The 16,987-nt window shown below is 54.7% G+C and carries 12 protein-coding genes; 3 read left to right on the forward strand and 9 right to left on the reverse strand.

Features of this window, described 5'->3' with window-relative positions; all coding sequences use genetic code 11:
- Positions 1-8: 8 nt before the first annotated feature.
- Together PBOR_RS30610 and PBOR_RS30615 are read right to left on the reverse strand one after the other, a co-directional pair.
- Entirely contained in the window at positions 9-4,187 is a 4,179-nt protein-coding gene (locus PBOR_RS30610) for a glycoside hydrolase family 2 TIM barrel-domain containing protein (RefSeq protein WP_245647948.1), read from the reverse strand.
- Positions 4,184-4,780, reverse strand: a complete 597-nt coding sequence (locus tag PBOR_RS30615) for a hypothetical protein (RefSeq protein WP_245647949.1) — start codon at positions 4,778-4,780, stop codon at positions 4,184-4,186. The genes PBOR_RS30610 and PBOR_RS30615 overlap by 4 nt, the downstream gene beginning before the upstream one ends.
- A 166-nt stretch (positions 4,781-4,946) precedes the next feature.
- Here PBOR_RS30615 and PBOR_RS30620 point away from each other — a divergent pair, with 166 nt between their 5' ends.
- Complete coding sequence (locus PBOR_RS30620; protein ID WP_042217711.1) at positions 4,947-5,813, forward strand: helix-turn-helix domain-containing protein; 867 nt, start codon at positions 4,947-4,949, stop codon at positions 5,811-5,813.
- Positions 5,814-5,840: 27 nt separating this feature from the next.
- Here PBOR_RS30620 and PBOR_RS30625 read toward each other — a convergent pair whose 3' ends face one another.
- The gene (locus PBOR_RS30625) at positions 5,841-6,038 is read right to left on the reverse strand and encodes a hypothetical protein (RefSeq protein WP_042217712.1); all 198 of its coding nucleotides are present in this window, start codon (positions 6,036-6,038) and stop codon (positions 5,841-5,843) included.
- A gap of 223 nt (positions 6,039-6,261) precedes the next feature.
- On the opposite strand from PBOR_RS30625, the gene PBOR_RS30630 reads away from it, so the two are divergent.
- Positions 6,262-7,062, forward strand: coding sequence for a polysaccharide deacetylase family protein (locus tag PBOR_RS30630; protein WP_042217713.1), 801 nt, complete (start codon positions 6,262-6,264; stop codon positions 7,060-7,062).
- A 1,084-nt stretch (positions 7,063-8,146) separates the two neighbouring features.
- A complete protein-coding gene (locus PBOR_RS37850; RefSeq protein WP_157764171.1) occupies positions 8,147-8,320 on the forward strand; it encodes a hypothetical protein in 174 nt (57 codons plus the stop codon).
- Between the two features lie 48 nt (positions 8,321-8,368).
- Here the strand turns inward: PBOR_RS37850 and PBOR_RS30640 are convergent, their stop codons facing one another.
- From PBOR_RS30640 to PBOR_RS30665, 6 genes are all read right to left on the reverse strand, one after another.
- A complete protein-coding gene (locus tag PBOR_RS30640) occupies positions 8,369-9,430 on the reverse strand; it encodes a hypothetical protein (protein WP_157764172.1) in 1,062 nt (353 codons plus the stop codon).
- 289 nt (positions 9,431-9,719) lie between these two features.
- Positions 9,720-11,015: a homocysteine synthase gene (locus tag PBOR_RS30645; protein WP_042217716.1), complete on the reverse strand. Its 1,296-nt coding sequence runs from the start codon at positions 11,013-11,015 to the stop codon at positions 9,720-9,722.
- Positions 11,016-11,323: 308 nt separating this feature from the next.
- Positions 11,324-12,001 (reverse strand): deoxyribose-phosphate aldolase, encoded by a 678-nt coding sequence (deoC, locus tag PBOR_RS30650; RefSeq protein WP_042217719.1) that lies wholly within the window; start codon positions 11,999-12,001, stop codon positions 11,324-11,326.
- 127 nt (positions 12,002-12,128) lie between these two features.
- Positions 12,129-13,886 (reverse strand): methyl-accepting chemotaxis protein, encoded by a 1,758-nt coding sequence (locus PBOR_RS30655; protein ID WP_042217721.1) that lies wholly within the window; start codon positions 13,884-13,886, stop codon positions 12,129-12,131.
- 202 nt (positions 13,887-14,088) lie between these two features.
- On the reverse strand, positions 14,089-15,543 hold the full coding sequence (locus PBOR_RS30660) for a SulP family inorganic anion transporter (RefSeq protein ID WP_042217722.1): 1,455 nt from the start codon (positions 15,541-15,543) through the stop codon (positions 14,089-14,091).
- A gap of 196 nt (positions 15,544-15,739) precedes the next feature.
- On the reverse strand, positions 15,740-16,816 hold the full coding sequence (locus tag PBOR_RS30665) for a bifunctional 3-deoxy-7-phosphoheptulonate synthase/chorismate mutase (RefSeq protein WP_042217724.1): 1,077 nt from the start codon (positions 16,814-16,816) through the stop codon (positions 15,740-15,742).
- Between the last annotated feature and the right edge of the window lie 171 nt (positions 16,817-16,987).

Here is a 16,987-nt window from a genome sequence, read left to right on the forward strand (position 1 = left end):
CTTATTGCTCACTTAGGCTCAACCTCATCCATCGTCATGCGGAACTCCAAATCATTCATATACGTGCCATCCGGGTTCAGGAAGACCATACCAAAAGCGATATCCTCTCGTTCTCCCCGGATGATGGCAACCAGCCGGTTGACTCCTCTTCTCAAGGTGATCTCCTGCTCCGGCTCATTCACGTGCTGACCGTTCATATAGATCTCGTAGGCACACTCCGAGTTTACCCGCAGCCTGCCGTTCCTTACATCCGCAGTTTCCACGCTGCCCGCGCCTGTCTCCGGCAGATGCACGAAGCAGCTCAGAAACAGCTGACGGCCTTCCGGTGCCGGGATCAGCAGTGTTCCGTCTTCGCGCCGCTCTTTTTTCTTCATCCAGCCGTACAGGCCTTCACCCAGATTATTCAGGGAGAATTCGGGGTCGGTATAATAATCCTTCATGGCCTGATAATCGGTATAAGGCGGACAGAACAGCGTCATCGCGGCTTCCACCGCCCACTGTGCATCTCCTTTGTCAAGGAGCAGCAGTTCATCCGTGAACGAGGCACCCAGATTGCCGAGCAGGCGGGTGTACAGCCTCAGGCTTTTGTCACTGCCCGCGTCTGTGAGCAGCTGCGAGCAGATAATTTCGCCCTCGCCGGCTGCCTGCCGGATCATAAAGACTCCGGGAGCACAGGCCTTGCTGCGGTTCAGCTCGACCAGCGCCAGCCTGCTGTATTCCGCCGTATGCAACCCGGCGAAATAATCCTTCCAGGCTGTGCCTTCCACGCTGGTGCACAGCACCTCCGCGCCTTGCACCTCCAGCCTGTGACTGGCCAGCTCCCGGTTGACCACATCCCGGGGCGAGAGATGCACCTTGTCGAACCCGAACAGGTCGACAGGGCTGATCCCGGAGACGGCGGCGTGCGCATAGTCCGCCGCCAGATGATAGGTCCCGTGCGGCGCTATTCGCACGGGACGTCCCAGCAGGCGGGCCAGCGCCTCCTGCCCGCCGGGCTCCGCCGGCAGCACCAGCACTGTGCTGCCGGCTTGCGCTGCCTGCCGGACGGCTTCCGCCGCGCCCGGGCCGTGCAGCAGTCCCGCCTCCACCACCAGGAGGCCAGGGTTCAGGCTGGACAAGCCTGCGGCGCTGTCCAGCCGTTGGCCCTTCAGGCGGAGCTTGCCGAGCAAGGCTTCCGCCGCCCCGCCGCTGCGGACCCATACCGCAGCGGGCTCCGGTGCAGCGGCCGCGTCGAACGCGCGGCCCGCATACTGGAGCAGGCTCCGCAGCAGCAGGCAAGCCTGGGGAACCCGGTGGAGATATTCCATGATCTCCAGCTGATTCGCCAGGAACATGCCCGCTCCGCTCCGGTACTCCAGCAGCGGCGACCACAGATCGCCGCCATCCCCGAAGTCACCCGCGCTGCATTCCAGCAGCAGGGTGAAATCGCCGGTCACCGGCTTCTCGAACGCTGCACGGATAATCGGCAGCGGACCATCCTCGCGCAGCCCCTCATGCCAGTACATCAGGTCCTCAGCGCCCAGGCCCTGGAGCACCGGATGCCCATAATCACCCGTATGGGCACGGATAAATTTCCTGCGGCTGAGCGTCAGCCTGCCCGGAGAGAGGTGAAGCTGTTCCAGCAGCAGCAGCCTGCCGCCCCGCTGCACGAACCCTCTCAGCTTCCGGTCAAGCGTCCCGTCCTTATCCTGCATCCGGCTGCCGACAATCAGCAGCATTCCGCCCGTAAGCCGCCCTACCGCTTCCTCTGCTTCCCGGACCAATCCGGGCACTAGGGCGCGGATCGCCTCATAGTCCCGGTCAGAGCCTATATAAGCAGCGGGAAGCGCTACTTCTACCGGCTCTGTCTTGCAGCTCCCGGACAACAGCCGGTAGCTTAGCTGAAGCTCGTGCTTCAGCTCCGCGCCATGGAACAGCCGGGCAGACAGCACGGCTTCTGCTTCTCCTATTCCAGCTGGTGCTGCTGGTGCTCCAACTCCTACTCTTACTTCTGCCCCATCTACTGCACTTGCTCCTACGCCTACGCCTTCATCCCCTCCCACTCCAGCTCCTTCGCCATTGACCGGTTCCGGCATCCATTCCAGCCGGATGCTCCGGCGGGCGGCAGGCTCATGGCGGAAACGGAAGGTCTGGCTGTGAACCACACTTCCGCCTTGCCGGACGGTGCATTCAATAGTCACTTCCTGTTCTGCCAGCGTATCGTTATAGACATCGAAGCTGCGGCGGATCGGCACGTCATCGAAGAAGCAGCGGTTATATTCGGCGGCAATCAATGTCACCGGCTTGAAGGCTTCGGCCATAATGGCAAAAGCGGGATTGGTTCTATACGCCGGATATTCCTCCGGCAGCAGCCCGTTATTCAGTGAAAGTGAGTAGGCCGGAATTACTGCAGGCTTAGGGCCTGGTGTAGTCAGGTCGGCAGGCGGCAGCTGAATATTCTGTTCCGGCATCGCCCGCATGAAATAATGGGCGAAGTTGAAGGTAGAGATACCGGAAACGCCTTGGCGGCGTGCATATTCCACGAACAGCCGCTCCTTCTGTGCCAGACCGGCGGCACTAGCATCGGAATCACGGTATGCGTCCAGTCCCATATACATACTGCTGTTCTGCGGGCAGATGTACCACCAGCCGCCATGTTCGCCGAAGGTGAGCGGAACCTCACGGTCCCACTGGGCGATCGTGCCGTCGATGTTGTAATGCCGGCTCTCCACCTCTGTCAGCTGCCTGGAGACCAGCCGGTTATCCCCTTCCACCATGATCGGACGAGTGGAATCCAGCGCTCTCATCAGCTCCATCAGGCCGGGAATCTGCTCTTTGTAGCTGTCTCTGCCGTCGACCCAGCGCATCTCATTCTGCACGCTCCACAGTATGACGGACGGATGATTCTTATCCCGCTGCACCAGCCGCTGCACATGCGCCCGGCAATTGGATATGAAATCAGGATGGGCAGCATCCATGGTTTTGCCCGACCCGTAGATTGCTGTCTCATCGACAATCAACATCCCCTCCTCGTCGGCGATCCGCAGATAATCGGACGGGTACGGCTCGGCATGCAGCCGGATGCTGTTGATGCCCGCCTGCCTGCACAGACGGTACCAATTGCGGATATAGTCTTCTGTCTGCTGCGCCGCCCCCTGGAAATGCCAGGAATCGCCCCGCAGGTTAACGGGAATTCCGTTCAGCATGAACTGCGGGCCTTCACACCAGAACTCCCGGAAGCCGAATATATCGGTCCGCCGGTCAAGGACCTCCCCGTCTGCCTGAAGCTCCAGCTCCAGCTCATATAGAAACGGATGATCCGGACTCCAGCGCACGGCATCCTGCCAGGGCAGCGCAAATTTCGCCCCGCCCCACTCCCGGCTGCCGGTGTTCCAGCATAATTGCCGTCCTTCTCCAGCCTGGGCAGGCAGGGCATCCACTCCGGCTTGCGCTTGAAGCACCGGCAGCGCACCGGCTTCCTCCATAGCCGGGATACCGGACTTCCGTTCCCTGATTTTCAGGAACATCTGCAGCGATTCCACCGCAGGACCGCCGGGTTCCGTGCTTATTAGTGCTTCTACTTCCAGCATGCCGTGCCGGACAGAGGTGCGGATCGTGAGATCCTCCAGGGACACAGGAGGGTAGCCTTCAAGGAAGACATCCTGCCATATCCCCCTTGCGATTCTGCCGAACCAGGAGCCGGCAAGTCCGGTGATTTTCTCCTCTCCGGAGGGAAGCACGGCCATGTCGAAGCTTCCGCATACCACATGCAGCTGCTGCTCCCGCCCAGGCTTCACCAGCCGGGTAATATCCAGCCGCAAGGGCAGATACCCGTCTTCCCAGACGGCAATCCGCTCGCGGTCCAGATAGACCGCCGCCTTCTGCATAATTCCGTCGAACCGCAGCACTACCCGCTGCTCCAGCATAGACTCCGGCACCCGGAAAGCGCGGTGCAGCACACCGGCCTCGGCTGCATCCCATTCTTGCGGATATCCGTAAATATCAAACGGCGCGAAGTTATGGTCAGCGACTTCTCCAAATCTGCTGCCTGAAGGCGTTTTATAGCTGTGGCGCCAGCTCGAAGGCACCTGTATCTTGCGCGCCTCATATTGCAGCCTCTCGGGAAGAGAGCGGCAGCGCGGCTGATCGTAGAGCGGCATGAAATCCCATTCGCCGTTTAGACATATGGATGTGCGCAGCATATTCATTCTCCTTTTCCTCTTTGCGGGAGGCCGGTAGTTAGGACAGTCGTAAGCTTTTTCCAGATTTCCTGATCCTGTTGTACGTTCTTCCACTTCATAAAATGCGGCTCCATGACCTCTCCCCAATGCTCCGGCCGGAGATTCGTTGTGAGCTTTCCGGCATAAGGTGCTGGCTCCACAGTTGCGGGCAGCTCGGAGTAAAAGAACAGCACGTTCTCATGAAGACCGATGATCCCGTATTTGTCACCGTCTCCCGGGCGTTCCTCCTGATATTGGTAATGGTAGTAGACATAGCTTGAGACCTGCTCCGGCTTAAGTACTGCCAGTCTGCCATAGGGTGTCCCCGGAACCTGATTGCGCTCCCAATGTTGGCCGGATACCGGCTGCTGATAATGAAAAATGTCCATCATCGGCACCCACAGCCGCGGATATTCCCCACCGGGCCAGACCTTGAGGATATCCACTGCTCCGGGAAACAGCTGCTCCGGCTCAACCCCCTGGCCGCTGCATTCGTAATACAAAAACAGCCCCTGGCCGTCTTGAAAGATGCTTAGGCAAGAAACGCCCAGCCAGTCCATATGTTCATTAAGCAATTCCATTTGTGAGTCCAAAAAAGCAGCCAGGTCGCAGCCCTCTCTGCATTCGGCTCTATATAAACATCGCTGCATATTTCCCCTCCAACCGTATGTCATCTTCCTCTTAAGATTAACGCATCCGGCTGGCCTGTTCCTTGACGATCATGCCTTTCTTTAGCATAATAGCGACATGACAAATAAACTCTATGCACGGGATTTAGGACTCGAGCCCGGCTTCACTTTCCGCATTCAGAAATGCCCGCTGACCCAGGATTATTATGTTCACTGCCATGATTTCTCGGAGCTGGTGGTCATCCTGGAGGGAAGCGCCATTCATATCATCGAAGGAAGGGAGTATCCCGTATCGGCGGGGCAGGTGTTTTTTATCCATAGCGATATTTCCCACGGCTACAAAAATGTGCAGAATATTCAGTACATCAATGTGATGTTCCATCCCGATCAGCTGCTGCAGCTGCCTGAACTGAAGCTCCTGCCGGGGTTTCAGGCACTGTTCTATCTGGAGCCGTTCTTCCGCAAGGAGATGTATTTCAAAGGCATGCTCTCCCTGCAGCCCGCACAGCTGGAAGAGGCTACTCTTCTGCTGGACCGGATTCTGGAGGAATATGACCGGCAGTCTGACGGCTACCGGCTGATGATCCGTACCTATTTCACCGCGCTTGTCGGCACACTCTCACGATATTACCGGCAGAATGGCGGCGGAACGGAGAACAGGGCGCTGCAGATCGGTGAGGCGGTTACCTATATTGAAGAGCATTTCCTGCAGCCCGTTTCACTGCAGAGCCTCGCAGATCTGGCTTATATGTCGAAACGCCAGTTCCTCCGCGTGTTCACCCGGAATTATCATACGACGCCCATGGATTATGTCATCCGCAAGCGGCTGGAATACTCCTGCACGCTGCTGCGCAATGCCGGATTGTCAATCTCTCAGGTGGCCATGGACAGCGGATTCCGGGATCATAATTACTATTCCAGACAATTCAAAAAAGTGTTCCTGTGCACGCCCTCCGAGTACCGGATGCATAAGGCCGGAATATAGCGGCAGACAAGCAGAAAACTGCAGTTTTCAATTTCGGCAGTAGCTGTATAAGGCGAACAGCCCCACACCCTGCGGCCATTCCCCATTGTCCATAGAGATAATGCCGATGGGTGCGGTCTCCTGAATGGAGCCTTTCATATCCTTCATCCGCTCAATCACGCGGGCGATATGGCCGGAATGCCGTCCATTAACAAGAATCTTGCTAATCGCTTTCACTTCTGGCATTGTTCATAATGGAGCTGTATCCATAATTAGGAGGAGCACACGCTCACGTTCAAAATCTATATAGATGGAACCTATTAATTTAATAATGGGAGAAGTGACTTAGAGGAATCCGCAATCAGACAACGGGCCGAGGTCCAAATCTTTCGCGGATTCAGATATAAATCCCAAATTATAAATTTCCAGTTCAATCTATATAGTGAGAAATCAGGGAGGCTAACAAGGAATGAAAATCAAGTTTGATCTTTTTCCGGGCGGTGTCACTAAAGCGCTAACATTAAGCTGGGATGATGGAAGAATCCACGACAGGCGGCTTGTGGAGATTCATAACCGGCACGGGCTGAAGGGCTCCTTCCATTTGAATTCAGGGTTCTTCGGCAATGAGGGCTACATCACTGGCGAAGAAGTGGCTTCCCTCTATAAGGGGCATGAGATTTCAGCACATACGAGCACTCATCCTTTTCTCTCCATGACCCCGCGTGAGGGTATTGCCGAAGAGATTCTGCAAGACCGCAGACATCTGGAAGCACTCGCCGGCTATCCTGTAAGGGGCATGTCCTATCCGTTCGGTGACTACAACGATCAGGTACTGAGCGTTCTGCCGGCGCTGGGAATTGAGTATTCCCGGACCGTAAAATCGCACGGCACGTTCACTCTGCCGGATAACCTGCTGGCTTGGCATCCGACCTGCCATCACCGCGACATGCTGGCACTGGGCAAGCAGTTCCTGGAGGAGCAGCCCCGTTTCTCCCATATGCAGCTGCTATATGTATGGGGACACAGCTATGAATTCAACGACAACAATAACTGGGAGGAGCTTGAGCAGTTCGCCGCCATGATGGGCGGCCATGAAGAGATCTGGTATGCCACCAATATTGAGATCGCCGATTATCTGACCGCCGTAAAAGGACTGCGTTTCTCTGCTTCCCGGGAGATTGTCTATAATCCGGCGGCAGTCGATGTATGGATCACCGTCGAGGACGAAGCCTGCCGGATATCCGCAGGGGCTACTGTGCGGTTGGGTTAGGGGTTGCTGTTGAGTTGCTGTTGAGTTGTTGGGGATTTTTGTTGGTTACTAGGCTCTGGTGAACTCCTTACGGCCATTCGGTTATGATCTCGATCTCGGTCACGGGTTATGGCCGTGGTCACGCTCGGGTACGAGTACGAGTACGGGCACTGGTTATGGTCGTGGTCACGCTCGGGTACGAGCACGGGTACGTTCGGTCACCATTAGCAAAAAATGTTGTATAAATTGCAGCTTTGATCCATTAATAGGTGGGTGTTTGAGTGGATTGTTGTACAAAATACAAGAATTGTCTCGTTAATCAGCTCAGCGGAGGCGAAATGCTGCATTTCGTACAACAATTTTGGATTACAGCCGATTTAGGGAGAAGAATGTTGTATTTCGTGCAAGATTTTCAATAGTAAGACATGTTTGAAAGCTTTCCGCAGCAAAGCCCGCTATTTACAGCATCAGTTGCCACAGCCACAGCCACAGTCACAGTCACAGTCACAGTCACAGTCACAGTCTCAGTCTCAGTCTCAGTCTCAGTCTCAGTCTCAGTCTCAGTCTCAGTCTCAGTCTCAGTCACAGGAAGTCTACCATACACATTGGTTTGATTTAGCTTAGTCTAAAATTAATATCTATTTTCAATTTATATGGTTGGAGTATTATTAATTAATAATTTCAGCTTAGATAATTGGAGCGCTGTTACATCATTCAGCCAGAAACTCGAGTTGCTAGCCTGTTTGGACTGAATCAGATACTGATACTGATGCTGGTTTGCGCTTAAATTTCCGCTGGCGAGCTATTCTTTTACTTGTGTGCCCTTTATCCCCTTCTTTCCATGAGCACAATAAAACCCGATTCCGCCGCAGCCTGGATGGCTGGTGGAATCGGGTTTTTGTTAATGTATAAGGCGCTTAGGCACTGAAGGTCTGCAGTGATGGCATTTATCGCGGCTGGTGACGTAGCCTGATTCACGGAGCGTGCTTGACAGTGCAGATACTTATCGCTGGCCGTAGCGCCTTGAACACGGCGAGCGCTTAGATCGGTTCGCGGTTGCCAGCAGCAAAGGCCAAATTAGCGGTGCTTGTCAGCGATGGTACTTATGGCTGCCGATCGTAGCACCTTGAACACGGCGGGTGACTTAGACGGGTTCGCGGCTGCGAGCAGCAAAGGCCAAATTAGCGGAGTGTCAGCGATGGTACTTATGGCTGTCGATCGTAGCCCCTTGAACACGGCGGATGACTGTATGGTACTTAAGGCGGTAACAGCAGCTTGAATGAGGCGGATGAGATGGATGAATTAAGGCAGCCGGACGGCAAGGCTGCTACTGCCATCCTCCGGCGGCAGCATCGATATTGTCCTGCCGGGCGATCCACGTCAGGCAGGCCGCCCGGAGCAGCGCTTCGGTCCGCTGGGCCGCGCTGCAGAAGATCCCGCTCATGCCGATCTGATACAGATCGGCCAGCGCGTACGCCGCCGGTGCCCCCGCGGCGAGCACGGCCGCCGCCGGCTTCACCCGGCGCACGGCGGCTAACACCTCAGCCGCCGCCTTGGCGAAGCCTTCGGCGGCGCTCTCCTCCGGCGCGGCTTCGCCGGCCGCGCCGTCCAGCACCAGGAAATCGGCGATGCGCGCGATTTCCCCCGCGGCAGCGCGCCCCACATCGGGGAGCAGAAGCGCCCCGATGCGGCACGCTGCCGCGTAAGCGTGGCCGAGGGTCTGCTCGGCCACGCCCTCAATGAATTCGCGCTGTGCCGCGAATTCGGCTGCGCTGGCGGGATACGGCGCCAGCAGGTCGATGCGGCTGTCGCCGCCCAGCCGCTGGCTCTCCGCCACCGCGGCGAACAGCGCTTCAAGCTGCGCGTCCTGCAGCGCGGCCAGTCTGGCCGGGCGCTCAGCCAGCTCCGGCGTATAGGGCAGAGCTACCGCGGCCCAAACGCCGTCCGCCGACTCCATGAGCGCGCCAGCGGCAGCCCGCAGCCGGTAATAAATCCGCTGCAGGATACGCTCCGCCTGCCCCTCATCCGCGCAGGATAGCCAGCCCGAATAGAGTGCGGCAAGCTCCGGCTCCAGCAGCCATTCCTCGCCGCGGATCAGACAGGGACCCGCAGGGTAAGTACCGGGCTCCTCACGATGAACGGACCGGTCGCCCAATCCGTCGCGCAGCACCAGAAAAGCCGAACGTTCCCCCGGACGGCGGAGATAGGTCCGGCTCATGTTCCCACTACTCTTACGCCGCTCCCCGTCGGTAAGAAATTCCGCCGCAGCGGAAGCTACAGATGCAGACTGGCTCATCTCCATGCCAATCGTCCGGTCGCCGGCATTATACTTGAACGGGCGCTCCTCATTATTTTGATTATAATCCTGCTGGCGTTCACCCTTCATCATCGCACCCACCTTTTTAACTTTGGATTACAGCCGGTGTTGCTCTTCTAAAGGCGATGCCACCGGCATTTTACGATGCTTCAATCTATAGATACTGGCAAAGGACCTAAAATATGCAAACGGTATCAAATCTACGTTGATTTCACTGGCTCCATTCCCGGAGATGAAAGCTGAAATTAAAAAAACCACTGCAATACGCAGAATAATCCGCGTAATACAATGGTTTATAAGCGGCAACTGCACAAGTATCGCCTTTACAACGATAACCTGCGGCGCAGCCTGCTTACCGCAGTTAAGACTGCTGGCTGGCAGCGATCGCCTGCTCCAGATCGTACAGGATATCATCAATAGACTCCGTACCGATCGACAAACGCAGCAGCTCCGGAGTAACACCGGCTGTTGCCTGCTCTTCATCTGACAGCTGCTGATGTGTAGTGCTTGCCGGATGGATGATCAGCGACTTGGAATCACCGACATTGGCCAGATGGGAGAACAGCTTCACATTCTCGATCAGCTTGACGCCTGCCGCTGCTCCGCCCTTGATTCCGAAGGTAAGGATCGCGCCCTGGCCTTTAGGCAGATACTTCTTGGCCAGCTCATACGAAGGATGACTCTGCAGACCGGCATAGCTTACCCACTCCACGGAATCGTGAGCCTCCAGATACTGCGCCACCTTAAGCGCATTCTGGCTATGGCGTTCCAGACGCAGATGCAGTGTTTCAAGTCCTTGCAGCAGCAGCCAGGAGTTGAACGGCGAGATCGCTGCACCGAGGTCCCGGAGGAGCTGTACGCGTGCTTTGATGATATATGCAATAGGTCCTACAGCTTCAGTGTAGACTACCCCGTGATAACTTGGATCAGGTTCAGTAAGACCGGGGAACTTGCCGCTTGCCTTCCAGTCAAATTTGCCGCCGTCCACGATGATTCCGCCAATTGAGGTGCCGTGGCCGCCGATAAATTTGGTAGCCGAATGTACCACAATATCCGCCCCGTGTTCAATCGGACGCAGCAGATACGGGCTTGGGAAGGTATTATCCACAATCAGTGGAATCCCATGCTCATGGGCGATGGCCGCCACCGCTTCAATATCAAGCACATTTCCTTGCGGATTGCCGATGGTTTCGGCATAAAGCGCTTTGGTTTTGTCCGTAATCGCTGCCCGGAAATTCTCCGGATTGTCCGAATCCACAAAATGCACCTTAATCCCCAGCTTGGGCAGCGTCGTGGAGAATAGATTATACGTCCCGCCATACAGACTGGCAGAGGATACAATTTCATCCCCTGCACCGGCAATATTCAGAATAGAGAAGGAAATAGCCGCTGCTCCGGAAGCTGTCGCAAGTGCGCCCGCCCCGCCCTCAAGCGCCGCAAGACGCTGTTCAAACACATCGGTGGTCGGGTTCATCAGCCGGGTATAGATGTTGCCGAATTCCTTGAGTGCGAACAGATTGGCAGCATGCTCTGCATCACGGAATCCGTAGGATGTGGTCTGATACAGCGGTACAGCACGGGCTAAAGTGGTTGGATCAATCTCCTGGCCTGCATGAACGGTTAAAGTTTCAAACGACAGCTTGCGCTCTTCTGACATGGGGTATTTCCTCCTCTAAAGGTATAATGGCAAAGGTTAACAATTAAGAATTGTACCTATTCTCTCACAATCCATGTCATTTGAAAAGATAAAATTCTCATTATTCCACTGTGTTTTATTATATTTTTCAAATGAATTTTTTCATCCTCATCAAACCATTCGGTATACGCTTACAAGAAGCACTTTATCTGCCTGCTATCCTGCCGGCTTGTCCGTCCGCTCCGCTATTTCTTCAGTTTCTATATATACAAAAGGAGAACGGAATATCCGTTCCCCCGGTAGCCTGACCCTATAATCTGTTCCGCGGATTAGTAACTGCTCTGGCTTTGTTCGCCTTTGGCAATGGCTACGCCGCCGCTTGTTCCAATCCGTGTAGCGCCTGCACCAACCATAACGAGCGCATCTTCCGCACTGCGCACACCGCCGGATGCCTTAACGCCGATAGTTGGCCCAACTGTTGCCCGCATGAGTGCGATATCCTCCTTCGTTGCACCACCTGTTGAGAATCCGGTCGAAGTCTTCACGAAATCCGCTCCCGCCTCTACAGCAAGCTTGCAGGCGCGAACCTTCTCTTCATCGGTCAACAGGCATGTCTCAATGATTACTTTGGTCAGCGCTTTACCACGGGCAGCATCAACCACTGCGGCGATATCACGTTTCACCAGCTCATCATTGCCGTCTTTCAGTGCGCCGATATTGATAACCATATCTACTTCGCCGGCACCGTTAGCAATCGCATCGGTGGTTTCAAAGGCCTTGGTTTCCGGTGTGGACGATCCCAGCGGGAACCCGATGACTGTACATACTTTAACTTCGGGAGTATCCTTCAGCACTGCATAAGCCGTGGACACCCAGGCCGGGTTCACACAGACAGAAGCGAATTTGTATGCTTTGGCTTCCTCAGCCAGCTTGATAATATCGTCTTTACGGGCATCCGCCTTAAGCAGCGTATGATCAATAATCCCGGATATTGTAGTTTCACTCATTATTAATTCCTCCATGTAATCGGTAGTAGATGTTCGCATTCCTTGTAATCATACCAATAGTCGAACACTTTGGAAAGCCGGAGGGCAAACACCTGCTATTACGCCCGATTAACACTTGAAGCGACGCTTATACCTTCACCTGCCGGATAGCTTCCCTCAAGTCGCCCGTGTTCGCGCTGATCATCATCGAAGCCTCGTACACTTCTTTGATCTTCTCCAGTTGAAGACCGGTCAGCTCACGGATCTGCCTTGTCTGCTCCGAGACCCCTCCGGCAATCGAAGCCATGCTGCCCACAGTTGCAGCAACCTCCTCCGAGCCTGCAGACAGCTGCTCTGCCGTCGCAGACATATCGACGATCTGTCCGGCCACCTCACGAAAAGCGGAAGAGGCTTCCAGCAGCGCAGCTTCTGCTTCGGCAGTCATCCGCACACCTTCACTGACTTCATGGGAGGCGTCCGTCATTTGCGTGCCAATGCTGGCCGAGGCATTGCCGATGTGAATCAGTAAATCGGCGACCCGCTCGACCGAAGCTGCGGAGCCCTCCGCCAGCTTGCGTACTTCACCGGCTACGACAGTGAAGCCTCTCCCGTGTTCTCCGGCGCGCGCCGCCTCAATCGAGGCATTCAGCGCAAGCAGCTTCGTCTGATCGGCGAACTGCCTGATCGAAGCCAGCGCCCCTTCGATTTCATTCGCATAGCCTTGCAGCAGCAGCACGATATCCAGAGTATGGCCGGTGGATACGGAGATCGACTTCATCTGCTGATTTGTGTGGTTCATGGCGGTCTGGGAAGACTCCACGATATCAAGTGCTTTAAGTGCGAATTCCGAGACGGCGGCGGAAGCTGCCGAAATACGCGAAATGCCCAGCGCCATCTCATCCATTGCCATAGCGCTGCTCTGCGCCCCTTCAGTCTGCGAATGGGCACCGGCATAGATGTCGCCTATTCTTCCGTTGACGGCCTCACTCATCTTCAGTACATCATCGGCATTCCTGGCGAATGTCTCGGAGGAGCCGTAGAGAGAATCGGATGCCGTGGACACACCAGACACCATTCCTCTTACTCTTGTATTCAAATCACCTGACATCTGAAGCATGGCCTGATAAGCCTTTCCAATCTCATCACGGGATTTGACCGGACGGGCATTCAGAATCCGGGCTGCTTCAGCCAAGTCGCCTCCGGCCATGGTTCCCGCACTCTCCGTAATAATCCCCAGAGGACGCAAAGACCGGGATACAAACCAGCCCAGGACTGCCAGTGCAGCCAAGGATAAGGCTAGAATAATACTATAGAGCGGCAGACTTTGCCTCAGGACATCACGGGTCAGGGTGCTAAGGACCGCGACATCGGTGTCAATGCCCAGCGCCCCGATCAGAACGCCGTCAGCAGCCTTCACAGGTACAAATGCCGAGATATAATCCCCATATTCAGGATTCATGATCAGCGGCGTACTGGCATTCTCTCCGGCAAGGACCGCTTCAACTGCAGCAGCCGGCATATCCGTAGCTTCATTGATCTGCGAAGCCAGCGGGTCCCCCTCCGGTCTGCCGTCAATCATCAGCTGCGGCTGATTAGCTTCATCGATCCTGACAAAGTATACATAACGCGCACCGATCGATTTCCGGAACTGATCCAATTCATTGCGGAGCGACCAATACAGGTCCGACTCCTGCGGATCGGCCAGGAACTCACTGTAACGGCCCGTATCCATCTGCGTAACATAATGGCTGGCAATACTCATGTTGTAACTGCTGATCGTCCCTTTCACCGCTGATCCGGTGTTCACCCACTGAATAGCGATGTTCCCTGCCGTGATGCATAGAATCACTACGGTCATGACACAGAGAATACGGGCAATAAGTCTTGTTCGGATAAAAGAAAACATGTAGGCATTCCCTTTCGCGCACGGCAATTGCGTTAATAAAGTAGGGTCATCCCTGAAAATGCAATGACAAATGTCCCTCTACCGGAAAATTTCGACAAATTTTTCGAAAATCCTTTTTCCTGCCGCAAAAGATAGTAGAAAAAAAGAGGCTGCCTCTGAAGCATAAATTGCTCCAAAGACAGCCTCTCATCAGCTGTATTAATTAGTGTCCGCCCGACAAGCTCAGGCCAATCCGCTTCACCAGCCGGGCACTTTCTTCATTTAATCCGGTAATCGTTACCTTTTTGCCCAGTGCCGCGTATTTGTCCAGTGTTTTGGAAATGGCGCCCACTGCCGACTGATCCCACACATGGGAATGGGAGAAGTCGATAATGACCTGCTGCGGATCACTCTCATACATAAATTCATGCACGAAATGACTCGTTGTTCCGAAGAACAGCTGGCCCGATACTTTGTAGGTAGTTACAGATGCCGTCGTATGGACACTGAGCTTTATGGAAGCCATTTTCCAGGCAAAAGACAAAGCGCTCAGCAGAACACCGAACAGCACGCCGATCGACAGGTTATCTGTCGCTACTACGGTAACTACCGTAACAATCATGACCAGTGCATCGCTGAGCGGCACCTTGGCTAATGTCTTCAGTGAACCCCACTCGAAGGTGCTAATGCAGACCATGATCATAACACCGACCAATGCGCCCATCGGAATCTGCTTCACCACATCGCCCAGGACCAGAATCAGGAACAGGAGAAAGATCCCCGATACAAAAGTAGACAACCGCGTCCGCCCGCCCGACTTCATATTGACCATCGACTGTCCAATCATTGCACAGCCCGCCATCCCGCCGAAGAAGCCGGTCACGATATTGGCCAGGCCTTGTCCCTTTGCTTCCCGGTTCTTATCACTGCCGGTGCCGGTAATATCATCAATCAGCGTTGCAGTCATCAGGGATTCCAGCAATCCGACTACAGCGAGCGACAGCGAATAAGGCAGAATGATCAGCAGTGTATCCAGAGTGAAGGGAAGATCCGGCAGATGGAACACCGGCAGAGCCGAAGTAATGGTGCCCATATCCCCTACGGTCCGTACATCCAGATTCAGAACAATACTGAGTACGGAAACTGCGATAATTGCTACAAGCGCCGAAGGGACCGCCTTGGTGATCCGCGGAACTGTATAAATGATGACCAGTGTAAGTGCCACCAGTGCATACATAATCCAGCCCTGTCCTTCAAAATGCACCAGTTGGGCCATGAAGATAAGAATGGCTAATGCATTGACGAATCCGGTCATTACCGGCTGCGGCAGGAAGGTGATGAATCTGCCAAGCTTCAGCATCCCCATCAGAATCTGAAAGATTCCCGCCAGTACCGTAGCCGCGAACAGATACTCAATTCCATGTGACAGCACCAGACTGCCGACCAATAGCGCCATCGCCCCTGTCGCCGCTGAGATCATGCCCGGTCTTCCGCCGGCAAATGCAGTCACGATAGCAATGCAGAAAGATGCGTACAATCCAACCATCGGGCTTACGCCGGCGAGGATGGAGAAAGCAATCGCTTCAGGGATTAAGGCAATGGCCACGGTCATGCCCGACAGAACATCGCTCCGTGTGTTGGAAAACCAACCGTTGTTGTATAAGCTGGACTGCTTCAAGTTTGCTCTTCCTCCTGTGTCTTGTTAAAGGTTATCAGGCTCTTTCACAAAGCCCGGGGCCGGTGCACCGCCAATGCTTCTTATTGTACCTGACCCGCCTTAACCTCCACAAAAGTCCAACCTGTGCTTGTAAGCGCTACTTCCTGCCCCGTTCTCACCGATTCTGCTATTTTCGCCTGAACTCTAGATATTAAAATTAACGGTACAGCCCGGATGCTTTCACTTCATTGAAGAAGGTGTTGAACTCTTCAATATTAAGCTGCTGCGCCGCATCCGATAAGGCGGTTGCCGGATCGGGATGCACTTCCACCATAATGCCGTCGGCTCCGGCGGCAAGTGCTGCTTTGGCGCAAGGTATCAGGATATCCTTGCGTCCGGTGGAATGGGTCACATCGACCAGCACCGGCAGATGGCATTCCTGCTTGAGAATCGGTACTGCCGAAATATCCAGCGTGTTACGGGTCGCTTTCTCATAGGTACGGATGCCGCGTTCAATCAGTATGATCTCCATATTGCCCCGGGACATAATGTATTCTGCCGCATGGACGAATTCATCCAGTGTAGCGGATAATCCGCGCTTCAGCAGTACCGGCTTGTTCACTTCCCCTACCGCTTTGAGCAGTTCGAAGTTGTGCATGTTCCGTGCACCGACCTGAATAACATCGACATAATCAAGGGCCTCTTCAATATGACGCGGGTCTACAATTTCGCTGATGGTCAGAAGCCCGTACTCATTCGCCGCTTCACGCAGAATTCTCAGGCCGTCCATCCCGAGTCCCTGGAAGTCATACGGGGAGGTACGGGGCTTGAAGGCTCCGCCGCGCATAACCTTTACTCCTGCCTTCTGCAGGGCAGCGGCAACTGTACGGGTCTGCAGTTCACTCTCCACCGAGCATGGCCCGGCAACCATCAGCGAAGATAATCCGCCGACGGTTACATTACCCGGAAGAGTAATTACTGTATCTTCGGCGTGATTTTTCCGGGCTACCAGCAGGGACTTCTTATGCTCCGTACTTTGCAGATCCAGTGAAGCAGAGAAAATCTGCTTGAACAGGGTACGGATCGTTCCGCTGGTGAAAGGTCCCTTGTTGCTTGCTACCAGCTTATCCAGCATTGCCTTCTCCCGTTCAGGATCGAACTTCGGCACGCCCTGCTTCTCCTTGAGTGTTCCAATTTCCTGAACGATTCCCGCACGCTCTGAGATTAGCTCCAGCAGCTGTCCATTAATTTCATCAAGCCGTGCTCTCAGCTCATCCAATTCCACATTACTCATTTCCCGACACTCCCTTGTGTAGTTAATTGTTAACTCTATGAACGAACGCAAAAAGGCCCCCCGCCGCAAGGGACGAGGAGCCGTGGTACCACCCTTATTTAGAGATGAACCCTGCTGACGCGTCAGCACCCGGAAAGCTGTTGCATCATCCCGGACTGGATTAACTCTGTC

Source organism: Paenibacillus borealis, assembly GCF_000758665.1.
In the GTDB taxonomy this organism is placed as follows: domain Bacteria; phylum Bacillota; class Bacilli; order Paenibacillales; family Paenibacillaceae; genus Paenibacillus_AQ; species Paenibacillus_AQ borealis.